Source organism: Halorussus caseinilyticus, from assembly GCF_029338395.1.
Classification (GTDB): Archaea; Halobacteriota; Halobacteria; order Halobacteriales; family Haladaptataceae; genus Halorussus; species Halorussus caseinilyticus.
In genome coordinates, this window is the sequence record NZ_CP119809.1 from 1,370,360 (window position 1) to 1,387,461 (window position 17,102).

At 65.7% G+C, this 17,102-nt stretch carries 13 protein-coding genes and 1 tRNA gene; 2 read left to right on the forward strand and 12 right to left on the reverse strand.

Annotated elements, in window-relative coordinates; genetic code table 11:
* Positions 1-29 precede the first annotated feature (29 nt).
* Both P2T60_RS06990 and P2T60_RS06995 read right to left on the reverse strand, forming a co-directional pair.
* The gene (locus P2T60_RS06990) at positions 30-308 is read right to left on the reverse strand and encodes a hypothetical protein (protein ID WP_276281831.1); all 279 of its coding nucleotides are present in this window, start codon (positions 306-308) and stop codon (positions 30-32) included.
* Between the two features lie 487 nt (positions 309-795).
* Positions 796-2,349: an ATP-binding protein gene (locus P2T60_RS06995; protein ID WP_276281832.1), complete on the reverse strand. Its 1,554-nt coding sequence runs from the start codon at positions 2,347-2,349 to the stop codon at positions 796-798.
* An 89-nt stretch (positions 2,350-2,438) separates the two neighbouring features.
* Here P2T60_RS06995 and P2T60_RS07000 point away from each other — a divergent pair, with 89 nt between their 5' ends.
* Positions 2,439-3,356: a DMT family transporter gene (locus P2T60_RS07000; protein ID WP_276281833.1), complete on the forward strand. Its 918-nt coding sequence runs from the start codon at positions 2,439-2,441 to the stop codon at positions 3,354-3,356.
* Positions 3,357-3,375: 19 nt separating this feature from the next.
* Here P2T60_RS07000 and dinB read toward each other — a convergent pair whose 3' ends face one another.
* The 7 genes from dinB to P2T60_RS21960 form a co-directional block, all read right to left on the reverse strand.
* Entirely contained in the window at positions 3,376-4,902 is a 1,527-nt protein-coding gene (gene dinB, locus P2T60_RS07005) for a DNA polymerase IV (RefSeq protein WP_276281834.1), read from the reverse strand.
* 105 nt (positions 4,903-5,007) lie between these two features.
* The gene (locus P2T60_RS07010) at positions 5,008-5,418 is read right to left on the reverse strand and encodes a hypothetical protein (protein ID WP_276281835.1); all 411 of its coding nucleotides are present in this window, start codon (positions 5,416-5,418) and stop codon (positions 5,008-5,010) included.
* Positions 5,419-5,714: 296 nt separating this feature from the next.
* The gene (locus tag P2T60_RS07015; RefSeq protein ID WP_276281836.1) at positions 5,715-6,233 is read right to left on the reverse strand and encodes a hypothetical protein; all 519 of its coding nucleotides are present in this window, start codon (positions 6,231-6,233) and stop codon (positions 5,715-5,717) included.
* Positions 6,234-6,700: 467 nt separating this feature from the next.
* Positions 6,701-6,880 (reverse strand) — tRNA-Trp (locus tag P2T60_RS07020).
* A gap of 45 nt (positions 6,881-6,925) precedes the next feature.
* Positions 6,926-7,153, reverse strand: coding sequence for a DUF5795 family protein (locus P2T60_RS07025; RefSeq protein ID WP_276281837.1), 228 nt, complete (start codon positions 7,151-7,153; stop codon positions 6,926-6,928).
* A gap of 101 nt (positions 7,154-7,254) precedes the next feature.
* Positions 7,255-8,190, reverse strand: a complete 936-nt coding sequence (locus P2T60_RS07030) for a DUF5794 domain-containing protein (RefSeq protein WP_276281838.1) — start codon at positions 8,188-8,190, stop codon at positions 7,255-7,257.
* Between the two features lie 6 nt (positions 8,191-8,196).
* Entirely contained in the window at positions 8,197-8,406 is a 210-nt protein-coding gene (locus P2T60_RS21960) for a DUF8099 family protein (RefSeq protein WP_465261657.1), read from the reverse strand.
* 254 nt (positions 8,407-8,660) lie between these two features.
* Between P2T60_RS21960 and guaB the strand changes: the two genes are divergently transcribed.
* Positions 8,661-10,154 (forward strand): IMP dehydrogenase, encoded by a 1,494-nt coding sequence (gene guaB, locus P2T60_RS07035; RefSeq protein ID WP_276281839.1) that lies wholly within the window; start codon positions 8,661-8,663, stop codon positions 10,152-10,154.
* A 488-nt stretch (positions 10,155-10,642) separates the two neighbouring features.
* Here guaB and P2T60_RS07040 read toward each other — a convergent pair whose 3' ends face one another.
* The 3 genes from P2T60_RS07040 to P2T60_RS07050 form a co-directional block, all read right to left on the reverse strand.
* Positions 10,643-12,154, reverse strand: a complete 1,512-nt coding sequence (locus tag P2T60_RS07040) for a hypothetical protein (RefSeq protein ID WP_276281840.1) — start codon at positions 12,152-12,154, stop codon at positions 10,643-10,645.
* The gene (locus P2T60_RS07045; RefSeq protein ID WP_276281841.1) at positions 12,147-14,138 is read right to left on the reverse strand and encodes an AAA family ATPase; all 1,992 of its coding nucleotides are present in this window, start codon (positions 14,136-14,138) and stop codon (positions 12,147-12,149) included. Before P2T60_RS07045 ends, P2T60_RS07040 begins: the two co-directional genes overlap by 8 nt.
* An 86-nt stretch (positions 14,139-14,224) precedes the next feature.
* Positions 14,225-16,990: a DUF1156 domain-containing protein gene (locus tag P2T60_RS07050; protein WP_276281842.1), complete on the reverse strand. Its 2,766-nt coding sequence runs from the start codon at positions 16,988-16,990 to the stop codon at positions 14,225-14,227.
* Between the last annotated feature and the right edge of the window lie 112 nt (positions 16,991-17,102).

Consider the following 17,102-nt stretch of genomic DNA (forward strand, 5'->3'; position numbering starts at 1 on the left):
CTTACTCGCCGCCCGGCCTCGGGGTGGCTTCACTCGGCGAGGATAATCCAGTGGTCGTCGTCCTGCTTCTCCAGCACCGACTCCTCGCGCATCCGGACGACGTAGCCGGTGACGGTGTTCTCCAGTTCGTGGTCGGCCTTCACCCGGACGAGGTTTCCCAGTACCCGCGCCGAGGGCGGTTTCTGGGCCGCGCCGCAGTCGTAGATTGTCAGCAGTTCGGTCTCCCGCTCGTCGTAGACGACCACGTAAGCGTGCTGGGGGAGTCGCCACCGGTCGTCGCCGTCTTCGGCCCGCGCCAGTGTGTTCATGTCCGGGGGTTGTCGGCGTGACGGTAAAAGGTTCCTCGCTACGGCTTCCCAGTCGGTGTGGTGGGTCGTCGGTGGCGGTGCGAGTAGGTCGTCGGTGTTGGATGGAGTCGAGGTTGCGGATGGAGTCGGTGTGAGTGAGCCGTCGGTGTTGGATGGGGTCGAGGTTGCGGATGGAGTCGGTGTGAGTGAGCCGTCGGTGTTGGATGGGGTCGAGGTTGCGGATGGAGTCGGTGTGAGTGAGCCGTCGGTGTTGGATGGGGTCGAGGGGGCGGCTAGCTTCAGGCTTGAACCAATCAGGACCGCACGGCACCGCACAGCACCGCGCCTCCTCCTCCCCAACCTCCTGTGCGTCTCGGTCGTCGCTCCCTCCGGTCGCTTCTCCTTGCGATGCTCGTCCCTCGCGCGGACGGGCGCGACACGCTTGCGCGGTCGCGCCCGCGCGCGCCGACGACTGTAGTAAATCCTGTAGTAAATCCGCTAACCTTTCCTACGCCTCTTCCACGTCGGGAAGTTCCTCGGCCACCGTCGAGAGCGCCTCTTGGCGGGTCTCGTCGTCCATCTCGCCGTCGGTCAGCGCCGCGAGCAGACTCGGCAGGGCCGCGACGTACTCCCCGCCTCCGGCGTGTTGGACGAACCCGCGCTGGCGGAGCGTCCGGTTGTGACTGTAGGCGAGTTCGCGGTCCTCGGAACCGCCCGCGGCGGCGTGGGTCTCGTCCGGACTCGCCGGTCCCTCCCGGAGGTAGTAGGCCAGCATCGCGCGCTCGACCGGTTCGAGGGCGTCGAGTTCCGCGCGGATGGCGTCGAGGGGGTCGTCGCCGCGCTCGCTATCGCCGTCTTCGCTTCCGGTCGCGCCGTCGCTCTCGGAGGCGTCCTCGCCCGCATCGAATCCGCCGAGGTCCGCTTGCTGGGCTTTCCCGCCCTGTCGGACTTCCGGCGGGGCTTGCCCTTCCTGCTCGGCCCCGTCGGTGTCGATGTAGGGGTTCGCGCGCCGATTCCGGGAGGTGTCGAGCATCGCCTTGGCGAACTTGTCGGCGACTTCCTCCATCTCGCGGGCCTCCTCCAGTCGGCGTTCGAGGTCGGCGATGCGTTCGTCTTTCTTCTGAAGTTCCCGCTTCAGTTCCTCGATTTCGTCCTCCCGGCGAGTCTCGGCCTCGCTTATCTCCCGGAGGTCGCCCACGAGGTCGTCGCTGACCGACTTGAGGTCCGGACGCTCGAAGTCGTCGAGACCCGGCGTGGCCCCCGCGTCGAACGTCCGCTTGCGGTGGAACTGGACCCGGCGGGTCTCCTCGGACCAGTCGGTCGTCAGGAACGCCTCGCCGTCGCCCATGTCCTCGATGGCGTCGGCGTACTCGCTCCCGAGGATGCGCCCGACGACCTTCGTGTCGTTGTTCCACGTCAGTCGGTGCCACACCAGCCAGTCGCACTGGGTGATGAAGTCCTTCTTCACGTCGGCGGGGCGCTGGCTGATGCCCGCGATGCCGAGTCCGTGCTTGCGCCCGCGCTTGCCGATTTTGATGAGCATCCGGCCGCACTCGCCCAACCCGGCCCCCTCTGGGATGTACTCGTGGACCTCCTCTACCACCATCAGGAACGGCTTCTTCAGCTTCTTCTCCTTGGCGAAGAGGTGGCGCGCGACTTCGGTCAGCAGTTCCTTGCCCTCGTCCTCGTTCAGGTAGCCCGACACGTCGAGGATGATGGGCACGTTGTCCTCCAGCGCGAGCGACGCGAGTCGCTCGGCGTGTTCGGGGTTGACCTGTATGTCGCACTCGTCGTCGGCCCCGGCGTGTAAAAGTTCGTACTCTTCTTTGAGACCGTAGTACTCACCATCTGTGTCAACGAGTATTACCGGATATCCACCGTCTAAGAGCTTCTCCGCGACGACTGACGCGGTATTCGACTTCCCGCTTCCGGACTTTCCGGTGATGAACGCCCGGCCGGTAAGCACCTCTACGACGGGCAGTCTCACGGGGTCGCCGGGGTCGCCAGCGGTGCCCCCTTTCCCGGCGCTCACCTCGGCCACGTCGATGGTCTCTCGGGACATTCCTTGCGGGCTACCTCTCGCCGGTTCCTCATAAACGGTCGGGGCGACGCTCCCGAACTGCTTTCCCCGACTCCGGCGTACCCCGCGACGTGTCCCGCGCCCGCGACATCGCCGCCTTCCTGCTGATGGCGCTCCTGTTCGGCGGAGCGTTCCCCGCCATCGAGGTCGGCCTGCGCTCGCTCCCGCCGCTTCTGCTCGCCGGGGTTCGGTACGGCGTCTCCGGCGCGCTACTGCTCGGTTACGCCCTCGTTCGGACCGACGACTGGCGGCCCCGCGTCCGGGCCGACTTCGCGGCGGTGCTGGCGGGCGGCGTCTTCTTCATCGGCGGGAGCGGCCTGACCTTCGTCGGCCAGCAGTACACCACTGCGGGGACCGCGGCGGTCGTCTTCAGCGCGATTCCTATTCTGACAGTCGTGGTCGGCCACGTCCTGCTCCCCGGCGAACGCGTCTCCCGGCGCGGCGCGGTGGGTCTCGTGGTCGGGGTCGTCGGAGTCGCAATCGTGGTCCGACCCGAATCGGGCGGGTCGAAGCTCGGCGCGGGTCTGGTCGGCGAGGTGCTGGTCTTCCTCGCGGCACTCAGCGTCACCCTCGGGACGGTGCTGGTCCGCCGGAGCGACCCGCCGATGCCGGTGGTGGCGCTGACCGGGTGGTCGATGGTACTCGGCGCGGTGATACAGGTCGCGCTGGGCGTGGCCGTCGGCGAATCGTTCGCGTCGGCTCGCTTCGACCCGGCGGCGGTCCTCGCGCTGGCGTACCTCGCGGTGCTGGCCAGCGGCGTCGGGTTCGTGGTCTACTTCGACCTGCTCTCGCGGGTCGGACCGCTGGAGGTGAATCTGGTGTCGTATCTCGTGCCGGTGGTCTCGGTCGTCGTCGGGTGGGTGTTGCTCGGCGAACCCGTCTCCCCCTCGACGCTCGCGGGGTTCGGCGTCATCGTCGCGGGGTTCGCCCTCCTGAAAGACCGGGAACTGGCCGCGGAGTTGGCGAAGTATCGCGGCGCGGCGCGGTGACGGGAGACGACTCCCCGCGCTATCCGAAGTCGCCGAGCGGCACCTGTCCGTCCGCGCCACCCGTCGAGTCGGGGTCCTCCGCGACGGTATCGGAGTCGTCGCCGCCCGAGTCGGAACCCCCGGACTCGGCGAAGGCGTCGAGGGTGACATCGGTCGCCGAATCGGTCTCGCCGTCCCCGTCGGCCGCCTCCGACCCGTCGGAGGCGGCCGCGTCCCACTCGGCCTCCAGCGACAACTGGCCGTCGCGGGCGGCGTCCGGCCCCGCCGCCGCGTCTCCGTCCCCCTCCCCGGACTCGCCGCGGTCGGTCTCCCACTGTTCGCCGAGCGAACGCTGGCCGTCGTCGGTTTCGGACGCCGTGGGTTCCGTTTCGACCTCGCCGGACCCCCACCTGTCGCCGAGACTCGCCTGCTCGCCGTCGGCGAACGAGAGGTTCGAGACCCTGACGCCCACCTTCCGGACCGCCTCGCCGTCGAACTCGCCGAACAACTCCAGTGCGACTTCCTCGACCAGTCTGGGGTCCTCGACGGGTCCCGGAAGCGACTTCGCGCGGGTGTTCACGTCGTAGGGCGGCGTCACGGCCTTGATGCCGATGGTCCGATACATCGCTCCCTTCCGGCGGGCGCGGTCGGCCACCGCCTCCGCGAGGGTCCGAATCCGGTCGCGCTTTTCCTCGTCGTCGTCGGTCGCTTCGGTGAACGCCGACTCCCGCGAGAGACTCTTCGGGCGGCCTCTCGGCGTGACCTCCCGGTCGTCCTCGCCGCGGGCGCGGCGGTGCATCTCCGCGCCGCGTTCGCCGAACCGGGCTTCGAGTTCTCCCCGGTCTGCCGCCGCGAGGTCCGCCGCGGTGTCGATGCCCATCCCGCGCAACTCGCGGGCCGTGACCGGGCCGACGCCGTGAATCTCGCCCGCGTCGAGCGGTGCCAAGAAGTCCCGGACCTCGCCGGGTTCCACCACGACCAAGCCGTCGGGCTTGTCGAAGTCGCTGGCGATTTTCGCCGTCGCCATGTTCGGCGCGACTCCCACGCTGGCGGTGACGCCCACCTCGCGGTCGATGCGGTGTTTGACGTGGCGGGCGAACCCCTCGGCGACCTCCCACCCGGTCCGGTCGGTCACGTCGAGGTACGCCTCGTCGATGCTGACCTCCCGGACCACCTCGGCCGACTCGTGGAGAATCTCCTTGACCTCCGCGCTCACCGCCTCGTAGTAGTCCATGTCCACCGGCCGGTAGTGGCCCGTGTCGTCGGGGTCGGCGTCCGAATCGGGGTCGTCGGCGTCCGCCTTCCGGGGCAGACGCTCCAGCGCGGTACTGATGGCTTGGGCGCTCTCGACGCCGTACTCGCGGGCCTCGTAGCTCGCGGTGGCGACCGCGCCGTGGGTCTCGCCGCCCTCGTAGCCCATCCCGACGACGACGGGTTCGCCCTCCAACTCGGGGTCCCGGCGGCGCTCGCAGGCCGCGTAGAAGCAGTCCATGTCCACGTGGAGGACGATTGGGTCGTCGCCCTCTTCGTCGGGCGTCCCCGGCAGGCGCGACCCACCTCCAGTCATGTCCGGGGATGTTCGCCGCGGTGGGTTAAAACTTCAGTTCGAGACCGGCCGGTCGCCGTGCGACCGGCCGGAGTCGCCCCGGTGTCACTCGGCGTCGGTCCGAACTCAGGCGATTTTCCCGTCCCGGAGCAGGTCGGCGACGACGTGGACGTAGAGGACCCCCGCCGTGAACAGCGCGTAGACGGGCGCGACGAGCGCCAGCGCCGCGACCAACGCCCCGCCGAGGACCATGTGACTGAGCAGGCGGTGGACCTCCAGCGACCGGGTGTCCACGCCCTCGAAGACCCGTTCCTGTTCGGTGAACGCGAACACGGGGTCGGTCACGCACCGCCGGAGGTGTGACCAGTCGCCAGCGTGGACCCGCGCGAGGACGAAGTGGTCGAGGTCGATGAAGACCGAGAGCAGGAGACCGTAGCCGACCAGCACCGCGGCTTCGAGCGGAATCGAAACCGGGAGCGCGACGACGAGAAGTAGGGAGGCTATCGCGCCGAGAGTCGCGTGTTCGGGGGACTTCATCGGCCGGGGGTTCGGAGGCTGGGCAATTAGTTCGTGGGGTACCGCGTCGGCGACGTGCGGAGACGCGACGGGCCGAACGCCGGGGCGCGCTCGACTGACCGACCGCCGGGAGACGCTCGAACCTGCAAACCGCGGAGTGTCTGCTCGGGAGGGGGCTTTCGAGGCGTTCGTCGCTGTAGCAGGTCGGAGCGCGGGCGAGGACGTTCCGGACGCTCGTCGCCGCGTGGAGAATAGTATGGAAATATTTAACAATTGTAATTGCTTCTCTAAGCAAGAAATACAAATTTGAAAGAAATCTATTTATTTCTTTTATCCGTGACCGGAATCTCCACGGTGTCGCTCTCGGTGTCGTCCGTCGCGTCGGAGAGAGCGTCTCTCGGGTCGGGCATCGCGCCCTTCGCGCCCTCCACTGCGCCACTGACGCCGGTCAGCAGTCCGGTCGGCGCGAGGTCCGGCGTGTCGCGGTCCACGGCCCGGAACCGGCGGTAGAACTCCGCGAACGTCGTCGCCTCCTCCTCGCTCCCGTCGAACGCCTCGTCCAGCGCCGCGACGTTCTCGCCGAGGTAGTCGGTCAAGGGGTGGTCGTCGCCGTAGCGTTCGGCCGATTTGTCGCGCAGGAACTCGCCGACCGTCACCCCGCCTCTGTCGGCGTACTCCACGATGGTCCCCTGATTCTCGTAGACGAGTTGGCCCGCGAACAGCGCCGCGCCGAGGTGGTTGGTCGAGACGCCGAGTTTGGTGGCGACGGGTTTCAGGACGGCCAGCGGAACGTCGCTGTGTTTGACGAGCCACGACGCGGTGTGATGGACGGTCATTGGGTATGTTGGGTAGTGGACGAGGACGGGTGACTGTTGTGGCGTGGGGTTGGAGTTTCTTGTCGGGGGGACGACGTGCGCTCTACGCATAGGATAATCATGTCCGATAAAGTCTGATTCCAGTATTACAGCATCAAACTGCGGAAATTACACATCTCGCCGACCACCGGTGTGCAAACCGAACCGCCCGCGACCGCCGCCACCTCGACTCGTCGTCACTCACCACCGTCTGGGACTTCACTTATTATCACTGCTTCCGTTATCCGAAAAACTAACCGCTCGCCGTGTTACTCGCGGTAAAATTCAGTGGGGTCGGAGGGATTGTGAACTACGGCAAGAGGTTCCTGCTCACTTCGTTGCGCGGGCATGCCTCTTGTCTAGTTCAAATCCCCCTCCGAACAGACGTTGCCGCTCACGGAGTGGCGAGCGCACGAGGCGCTCGCCGTGTTACTCGCGGTAAAATTCAGTGGGGTCGGAGGGATTTGAACCCCCGATCGACTGATATCTCCGGTGTGTGCGCCTCGGAACTCCAGAGGGTCGTCGTCGCGGACCGATGATCAGTCGGCCGCTCGGTATATCAGCTGGAGTTTCGTCCCGGGCGCGTAGCCTCTGGAGTCAGTCGCCATCCCTGACTTGGCCACGACCCCGCACGAATTCGTTGGTCCATACGCACTAAAGGAGTTTCGATTTTCTTACTCGCGGTCGGTCTCGGACCAATCGCAGTCTTGGCACTTCCACCCGGTGACGAACTCGGTCACGCTCGGCATGTAGCCCACTTCGAGAACGTCGCCGCCGCAGTCGGGGCACTCGCGGTCGGTCTCCTCGATGGCTTCTGCGTCCATCACGTCTTCGCCCTCGACGAGTTCGGCGAGGCTCTCGGGCGTCACCATGCGACCCTGCACGACGCGGTTGTCGGCCATGTCGGAACGAAGCAGGTCCGTCCGGGTAAGCTTTCCCGTCGCTGTCGGCACTGTCGGGACGAGAGGAGTCAGAAGCAGTCAGTTTCGGTTCGCGCGCGGCCTCACAGCCACGGTTCGCGCTCGTCGCCGTCTTCCTCGCCGGGGTAGCCGTAGCCCGCGTCGTCGGACTCGGACCCGCCCGAGCCATCGGTAGCGACCGCCTGCGAACCGGCGGGGTTCGAGGGGTCGGCGGGGTTCGAGATTTCGGCCGCCATCGCTTCCGCGGCGGCGGTCGTCTCGTCGTCCTCGTCGGTCTCGTCGGGTTCGGCTTCCTCGGCCGAGTTGGGGTCGAACGCGAGCAGACTGGTGACGGCGAGGACCGCCAGCGGCGCGCGTCCGGGCGCGAACCCGAGCAGACTCAGCGGCAGGACGCCCAGCGCGACGGCGCTCCCGAACCGGAAGCGGTCTATGTCCACGACACCGCGAAGCCACGGCGAGGTCAGCGCGACGGCCAGCGCGAACGCGACGCCGGACCCGGCCGCCGCAGTCGCCTTCAGGATGAGCGCGTGATCGACCGTCGCCACGGTGAATCCCGAGGGCTGGAAGCTGGCTATCATGCCCAAGCCGACGATGACCGCCGGGCGGGGCAGATACTCGCCGACCCGCGAACTCGCGGTCTTGGCGGCGATGGCCAGCATGACGAGCGCGGCGAATCGCTCGAACGTCTCGGTGTGAAGCACGCTCTCGATGGTCGGCGCGAACGCCGCTTCGACGGCGGCGACGGCGACGATGCCGACGCCGACTACCAGCACCGACGCCGCCTGTTCGCGGGGCGTGCCGTCCATCTCGGCGAGGATGACCGCGACGGTCGCGCTCCCGCCGAAGACCAGCAGGCCGACTTGAAGGACGCCCGCGAGCGTCTCGACGCCGCCCGCGAGGACGAGCGCCGGGAAGATACCGTCTACCAGCGGCAGACCCATGACGGTCGCCAGCAACTTGGTCGCGCCACCTACCTGTTGCTCTAGGCGAAGAGCGACCGGATGTTGTGAACTACTCATGGAACACTAACTGGCGTGGCCGTGTCCATCGGCCGAACGGTGGTGATAGTCGCGGTACCTGCGATGGTCGCCGTTTCCGAGAGTCCATCGCCGTCCCACGAATGTATTCTCTACCAGTGTAAGGAATGCCAGCGCAAAAATCGGTTTGCAGGAGCTACCGGAGGTAGCCATCGTCTGACCTGCAGTACGCGCGGCGGTGGGACTGGTAGAGTCCATACACGTTACAAATCGGGTTTCGAGTATAAACGTTGCGTGAGAGACAACCTCAGACAACAATTATAAATAGGAACACTACTTGCTGTAGGATTAATATCGTAGATTTACACCCGCCATAATCTACGATTCGTTCGGTGGTCTCGGCTTCCGAATCGTGAGTCACCGTTGCACGACCATGCACATGTTGGAGGTATGGGGTATCGAAACGTGCAACATCTCGCAACATTTTTCACGGGGCGAGACCTTCGCCTTACATGGAAAAAGACTCTCAGCGGAGAGGCCAGTTCACCGACAAGCTCCGCGTGCCCGAGGCACTGACCTTCGACGACGTACTTTTGCGACCGAAGGAGAGTCGCGTCGAACCCGACGAGGCCGACGTTTCGACCCGCGTCTCGACCAACGTCGAGGTCAACGTCCCGATTCTCTCGGCCGCGATGGACACCGTGACCGAGAGCGAGATGGCTATCGCCATGGCCCGACAGGGCGGACTCGGCGTCCTCCACCGTAATCTGGACGTTGACGAGGCCGCCGCCGAGGTCGAACGCGTCAAGCGCGCGGACGAACTCGTCATCCGCGACGTGGTGACGGCCGACCCCGACCAGACCGTCCGCGAGGTGGACACGATGATGGAGCGAAAGGGCGTCTCGGGCGCGCCCGTCACCGACGAGGAGGGCGACGTGTTGGGCATCATCTCGGGCACCGACATCCGACCCTACCTCGAAGTCGGCGAGAGCGACGAGGTGCGCGAGGCGATGACCGACGAAGTTGTCACCGCGGGCGAGGACGTGACCGCCCGCGAAGCCCTCGAACTCATGTACGAACACAAAATCGAGCGCGTCCCCATCGTTGACGACGACGGCCACCTGACCGGACTCGTCACGATGCAGGGCATCCTCCAGCGCAGGGAGTACGGCAACGCCGCCCGCGACGAGGGCGGCCACCTGCGCGTCGGCGTGGCCGTCGGTCCCTTCGAGACCGACCGCGCAGTCACCGTGGACGAGGCGGGTGCGGACGTACTCTTTATCGACTGTGCGCACGCGCACAACCTCAACGTCATCGACGGCGCGCGCGAGATTCAGGAGTCCGTCGAGGCCGACGTGGTGGTCGGCAACGTCGGAACCCGAGAGGCCGCCGAGGACGTGGTGGACTTCGCCGACGGCATCAAGGTCGGCATCGGACCGGGGTCCATCTGCACGACGCGAGTCGTCTCCGGCGCGGGCATGCCCCAGATTACGGCCATCGCGGAAGTCGCCGACGTTGCCGCCGACGAGGACGTGCCGGTCATCGCCGACGGCGGCATCCGATACTCGGGCGACGCCATCAAAGCAATCGCCGCGGGCGCTGACGCGGTGATGCTCGGGTCGTACTTCGCGGGCACCGACGAAGCGCCGGGCCGGGTCATCACCGTGGACGGCAAAAAGTACAAGCAGTACCGCGGCATGGGGTCGGTCGGCGCGATGCAGTCGGGCGACGGCGACCGCTACCTCAAGGACGAACCCGACGAGGACGAGGAGTACGTCCCCGAGGGCGTCGAGGCGGCCGAACCCTACAAGGGGAGCCTCGAAAGCGAACTTCACCAACTCGTCGGCGGGATGCAGTCGGGCATGGGCTACGTCGGCGCGGAAACGATTCCGGCGTTCAAGCAACGTAGCGAGTTCGTCCGGGTCTCCTCGGCGGGCCAGACCGAGGGCCACCCCCACGACGTGATGATTACCGACGAAGCGCCGAACTACAGTCCCAGCGAATAAACACCCGGAACCGAGTCAGGAGTGAGGGTTAGACGACCCTGACAAATCTGCTTCGCTCGGTGCCACAATCAACATTCCTGGTGGAATGAAAGGGCGAGCGCGGTTCGCGTTTACGTGGTCGTCTCAGCGACCCCTATCCGAGACGAACCGAGCGAAGCGAAGGTGAGTCGAGGATATGTTGCTGTGCGACCGCGAACCGCGCGAGGGCTTTCGAGGACGTTGCTGTCCCATCAATTTCTGCGGTCTCTCCGAATACGAACCGAACCCTGACAAAAAACGAAACGACGAGCCAGCCGCCGACTTCAACTGCTGGTCTGGCACTTCGGACTACAGTAGGCGTTCTCCGCGGCGTTCGCGCTCTCGTGCGCTTTGAAGTCGGTACCGCAGTTCTCGCAGGTGTAAGTCTCGAAGTCCGACATCGCGGGCGGGGATGTCGGTCGGCGGAGTCAAAAATCCCACGCTCCGGAACGCTCGGGACTTTCCGACGTTCAGTCCGCGAACGGGAGTTCCGGGTCGTCGCCGAACCCCTTCACCTGAATCCCGTCGAGTTCCACGTCCTCGACCGACTCCGACGCGCCGACGAAGTAGCCCAGTTCCACCTCCGGGGACGCCACCACGTCGGGGTCGCTGGCGACGAACTCGCTGTCGGCGTCGCGGTCGATTCGAAGGTCTTCGCCGACTTTCGCGTAACACCCGTAGGTCAGCAGTTGCTGTGCCTTTTCGCGCAAGCGACCCCTCCCGACGCTGTGTTTCACTTCGGCGAGAAACAGTTTCTCCAGCGTGGCTTGCTCGGCCGTCGTGTCGAGGCGGAGTAACGCAATGTCGGGATACTTCCGGTCGGCGTCGTAGTCGAAGGCCTCCGCGCGAATCTGTTGGGTGTAGCGCAGGAGGTACCCGCTCCGGAGCGTCGGCCGGGGGTCGTCGTCGCTCGGATACGCCTCGCCGTCGGGGTACTCCGGGAGGGTGATTTCGACGTACTCGCGCTCCTCGTCGTCGTCGGTCCACTGGTGGGTGCCCTTCCAGTCGTTGAACAGGAGATACTCCTTCCCGCCGCCCTCCCACGCGGCGACGAACTCCTCGCGGCCCTTCGCGTCTATCTGGCGCAGGCGCGAGTTCTCGAACTCGTCCACGATTCGGAAAATCCAGTACAACTCGAAGAGGTCCGGGTTCGTCACGTCGTCGTCGTCCGGTTCGAACACCTCCATCGAGAGCAGTCGCTTGGCGTCTTCCTCCCGGAGGTCGCCCCCCGTGATGCGCCGGTAGTCCTCGAGCAGGGCGGCGGCCTCCCGGTAGAGGGGGTTGCGGTCGCCGAGGACGGCGGCGAGTTCGCGGTCCGAGACCGACACCGACTCGGCGTCGAAGTTGTCGAGGTGGGCGTTCTCCAGCGCCGACCGGACGATTCTCCGGGCGCGAGCGCCGGGTGCCCACTCCGAGAACCATCCCGGCCGGTCCGACTCGTCGTCGCCCGTGAAGTTCCGGTCGAATCGCTCGTAGACCCGCTTGATGGTCGCCAACAGTTCCACGAGTACCTTGTTTCTCGACGTGACGACGCTCCGGTTCGGGACCCGACAGACGAAACTCTGACCCCGAACGTCGCCGGTCGCGCGCCGACGCTTGACCGTCCGGTTCCAATCGACGTGGCCCCGGACCTCCCCCTCGAAGGTGTCGAGGCGCTGGCGAACCGTCGGTTCGAGCGACCGGAGGCGGTGGGGCAGAAGGGCAACGAAGTCCAGCACGCCGACCGGTTCGCCCTCCCCGTCGGTGATTCCGGCGGTCTCTCGGGCGTCGAGGTCCAACTCGGCGCGGTCGGTGAGACCCTCCGACCCGAGGTTACCGGTCCGCAGGAAGCGATATTCGAGCAACTCGGTCAGGCCCTCGATGCGGACCATCGGGTCGAGACCGTCGAGGAACCGCCGGATACTCGCCACTCGGCCGACGTAACTGACGAGGTACCGCGCGGTCTCCTCGACGAGGCGGTCCCTGTCGGGTTTCTCACTCATCGCTCAGGTCGGCGTCGAGGAAGTCCTCGGCGAACCGCTCGGCGCTGGCGCGGTCGAACCCCTCCACGGTCTCCATCTCGCCGAGCAGGTCGTCTATCTCGTCGCCGCGAACGCCGTCGAGTTGCGGGAGGACGTGGGCCGCGACTGCGGGGCCGTACTCCACGACGCCGCGGGCCTCCATCGTCTGGACGGCGTGGTTCAGCACGTCCTCCACCAGCGCCGGACCGACCGGACGGACCGCTTGGACCGCCGACCAGATGTCCGCGAGGTCATCGCGGAGTCGCGTTTCGAGGTCGTCTCCGTCCGCGCCGATGGCGTCCTCGTCGGGGAGTTCGGTGTCCCAGTGGTCGAAGTACTCGCCGACGAGTTCGGGCGAAATCTCGTCGGCCTCGGTCGGGACCGGCACGGAGACGAAGGCGAACCGGCGCATGAACGCGTAACTCAGGCGATAGAGCGACGACTTGTCGTCGGTGTTCATCGTGGCCAGCAGTCGCCAGTCGTCGGGGACGTAGTAGTCGTGGTCGGTCACGGGCGGGTCGTCGTCGGGGTCGCCGTGGAGCGTGACCGACCCGCCTTCGGTGTCGAACGGGAGGGTGACGTTGTTCCCCGTCAGCGCCGAGAACAGCGACCCGAAGGCCTTGTCGATGTCGGCGCGGTTGAGTTCGTCGATTACCAGCCACTCGTTTTCGGGTTCGGGTTCGGCGTCGGCCTTCCGCAAGCCGGGGTCGAGAAAGCGCCGCAGGAAGACGCCGGGTTCGAACTCGAGTCGGCCGTCGTCGCGCTGTTGGCGGTACCCGCCGATGGTGTCGAAGGTGGTCCAGTCGTCGGTCGCGGTGGCCAACTCGTAGTCGTCGCCGACGTAGTGGTCGCAGACGACTTCGGCGAGTTCGGTCTTGCCCGACCCCGGCGGCCCCGTCAGGACGACGTGCTTGCCGCTCCGAAGTGCGTCGTGAATCTGGTGGGTGACGGGCGGTTCGTCGTCTTCGGCGGGGAAGTGTAGCCTCTCGGCGGTTGGCGGGCCTTCGACCGTCTCGAACGCGTCCCGTGGGAGGTCCCAACTTCCCCAGTCCGGTTCCGAGTCGGTTTTCGCGGCGGTGTCGTCCATACCGGAGGCGTCGGTCGCCTCAAGAGTGGCGGCGTCCGCGGTGGAAGCGTCGGCCTCGCCCGCGTCCCACCCCTGCCACGGGTCGTCGCTGGCCTCCCAGTCGCCCTCGATTGCTTCGAGGTCGGAGTCGAAGTAGTCGGGGTGATAATCGGTCCCGTCTTCGTCCCGATACAGTTTCCGGCCGCACTTGTCCTGTATAGTACTGAGATTCACGTTAAGGTCGTCGGCTACCGACTGTTGGACGAGTAACCGGCGTTCCTCGGTCGTGAGGTCTTCTCGGTCGTCTAGCAGAAATCGCAGGACGACCTCCTCTATCTGGTAGTGTTTCGACGGCGAGTCGTTCCAATCGTCGGGAAGATGCTCGTCGGCGAGCGACCGGACGTGTTCGCGGCGCGCGCGCCGGACGATGGCCTCCCGGAGCGAGTCGGGGGTCGCCGCGATTGCGACTTCCTTTTCCGGTCTCTTTTTTAAGTCCCGAATCTGCGTCTCGATTCCGTTCTCGACGGCTCCGTCGAGTGTTTTTTCCTTTATTTGCACCGTCTCGGAGTACGAGAACTCCCGCCGGAGGTCGGCGTCCCACAGCGCGAATACGTCTTTTTCCTCGTTGTATCCCGCGAGAACGACGAAGTAGTCCCCCGAGTCGTCTAACGACCCCCCATCCCCGTCCCACGAAGACACTATGACCTGAACGTTGTACTCGTTTCCCCGCGTAGAGTCCGTCAGACTGTAGAGGTAGACCCGGAGTTTCTCGGGGAGTGGCGGCGACAGTTCGAGTTCGAGCGGCTTTTCGTCCGGCCCCGAACTACGCTCGACGTGCGGGTCGAGGGCGTCCTCGAATGTTCGGTTGAGAACGTCGCGGGAAATCCGACCGTTCGACATGCTGAGAAGCGAAACAGTAGGATGGTATATATCTTCTTACTTCGCGAGAACATCGAACGCAGTCCGTCTCGGTTTCGCGCGACCCGCTACTCGAACTCGCCCAACCGCGCTTCCAGAAGCTTCCGGTAGGCGTCGTCGCCGGTGGCGTCGGCCAGTCCCTCGCACAACGCCCGCAGGTCGTCGGTGACTGACCAGCGGTCTACGTACTCCGCGAGCGACTTGTCGTGTTCCCACCGATAGCGCAGGAACTGGGCCTTGTCGAGGTCCGTGAGGTCCGCGCCGTCCCCGTCCCGGTCGCTCTCCACCCGGTCTCGGAGGTAGGCGATGCGCTTGTCGTCGTCCCACGTCCCGAGTCGGAAGTCGCCGTCCTCGGTCCGGTAGAGGCGGGCGTCTTCCAGTTGCTCGGGGGTGGCGTCGGTTCCGCGGGCGAGTTTGTTCAGGTCGTCGAAGGTGGGGTCGGGGACCTCCAGCAAGTCCAAGAAGAGGTCGATTTCGCCGATGTCGCTCCCGTGCTGGACGACGCCGTAGATTTCCTCGACGACTTCCTTGGCGGTCATGATGTCCCCCGCGCGCCGGACCTCGCCGTGGTGTTTGGAGTACTCGTGGAAACACCGGCCCATCTCCACGACGCCGATGTCGCCCTGCGCGAGGTTGCGGTCGGTTTCGAGGCGCTCGCGGGTCTCCTCGGCGGTCCGGTAGATTCGCCGTCGCAGGGAGTTCCACGAGATGGGTTCGCGTTCGTCGGCGGGACGCGCGACGATAACGATGTCGAACTCGACCGCTTCGCCCGAGATGAACTTGTTGCTGTCGGCCGAGACGGGGGCCGTCGCGGTGACTTCGAAGCCAACGTCACAGAGGGCCGCGAGGAGTTCGCCCCACGATTCCGAATCGCTGTGGTGGTACGTGAACGCCAGCACCCCGTCGTCTTTCAGCGCCCGATGGATGACCGTGAACGCCTCGTGGAGTTCCGACTCGAAGTCCTCGGTGGTCTTGTCGAGGAACGGGTTCGTGACGATGGACTCGGCACGCGGGGTTTTGTCGTACTCGAACCAGTCGTACTCGTCTTCGAGCAGGAGCTTCTGCCAGACGTAGAAGTAGTCCGACACCTCCGAGTACATCAGGTTGTCGTAGTACGGCGGGTCCGTGATGACCGCGTCGTACTCGTCTTCGGCGTCTATCGTCCGCATGTCGCCCTGATAGACGCTGGCGTCGTCGCCTATCGGCTTGGCGAACGGCGGGGTCTCGACGGTTTCGCCGTCCGAGACGTAGCGTTCGGTCGGGTTCGCGGCGTACTCGACCGCACGCCGGACCTTCTCGTAGGTGTTCGAGAACGTCCCCCTGCCCGCCCGCGTCCCCCAGACGTTGTTCTCGACGATTTCGACCTGCGGCACGAACGAGTTCAGGCGGAAGGTCCCCTCTATCTTGTTCGCGGCGAGGTTGTAGATGGTGAACGTACTCTGGAACATCAGCGAGTCCGAGAACGTCAGCAGGAGCAACTCCCGGAGGTTGCGGTCCTCGATGCGGTCTATCGAGCGCAGGAGCGACGACAGACAGAGAAGCTGTCTCGCGTTGAACATGTCCGTCCAGTCGTGGTAGCCGTGGTCGAATATCGGGTTGCGCTCGGCGGTCAGGTGGCCCTCGGGAATCGCCTCGTCGGGGACGTACTCGCGCAACTCGTCGCGTTCCTCCCACGCCTGTTCCGCGGCGTCGTAGAGGGCCTCGTCGAACGCCCCGACGGACTTGTAGCCTTTCACCTCGCTCCGGTCCAATCCGCGGTCGTCGCAGGTCTCACAGTAGTACTCGACGGCGTACTGACGCAGGTCGAATCCTCCCTGTTCCCGTATCGCGTCGGTGATGGCGTAGCGTTGCCCGCAGTCGGTGCAGGTGTACTCCCTGCCGCGGGAGACGGTGCCCCGTTCGGGGACCCACTCGTGACCGCACTCGCTACAGGTCGATTCGGACTGCCAGTCGTCTACCACCACGACCGACTCGCAGGCCGGACAGAAGACGTTGTACCGGCCGTCGTCCTCGTAACGGCCGCTGGCGACTCGGTAGTCCTTGAAGAGGGGAACGGTCGTCCCGCACGAAACGCAGTCGAGTTCCTTGACCCAGAACTCGTACATCACCTCGGCGTGGTGGTCGTGGGCCGCGAGTTCGTCGCGGGCGTCGTCACCTATCTCGTACTCGAAGTCGGCGTCCAGACCGAGGAGGTCGTCCGCGGCGGGGTCGTCGTCCGCCCTCGGGTCCTCGCGCTCGGCGTTGGGACAGGGCGTCCGGTAGTAGCGAGTTATCTCCTCGCGCACGTCGTCTTCGACACTCTCGAACGCGGCGTCCAACTCGCCGAGGTCGGTTCGGCCCGCTTCGAGTTGCTTCTTCGTGACTAGCCACGCGACCGGGTTCAGGTCGTAGCCCACCGACTCGACGCCGAACCGGGAGGCTTCCACCAGCGAGGTTCCCCCGCCCATGAAGGGGTCCAGAATCTTCTTGCCCTCGACCTGCACGTCCTTCGGGTAGAGTTCCCAGAGCGACTCGGGGTCCGAGAGGTCCACGCTCTCGACCAGTCGTTGCACGTCGCTCGTCCCGCCGACGAAACTGTCGAGCGAGGCGTTCCGACCGGGTTCGCGGACGCTCACCGTCTCTGGGTCGTCCACCAGCGCGTAGAGACAGATAGTGCGGAAGACGCATCCGAGGCGGCGCGCCCACCACTTGTGCATCGTGGCAATCGGGCGGTAGTGAATCTTCGCGCGGCCTTCCTTCGCCGCGATTTCGTTCACCCGCTCTATCGGAAACCCTCTCTCGATGGGAAGGGTATTCCGCTCGTCGTCCGCAGACCGCCCCGATTCCTGCGCCATTGACGTTCCGCTTCTCGGAGTGAGAGCGTGTATAACCTTTCGGTCCGACGCAGTGGTCGAAGAGACACCGACGAGTGCCTCACGGTGTAACTCGCGGTAAAATCACGGGCCG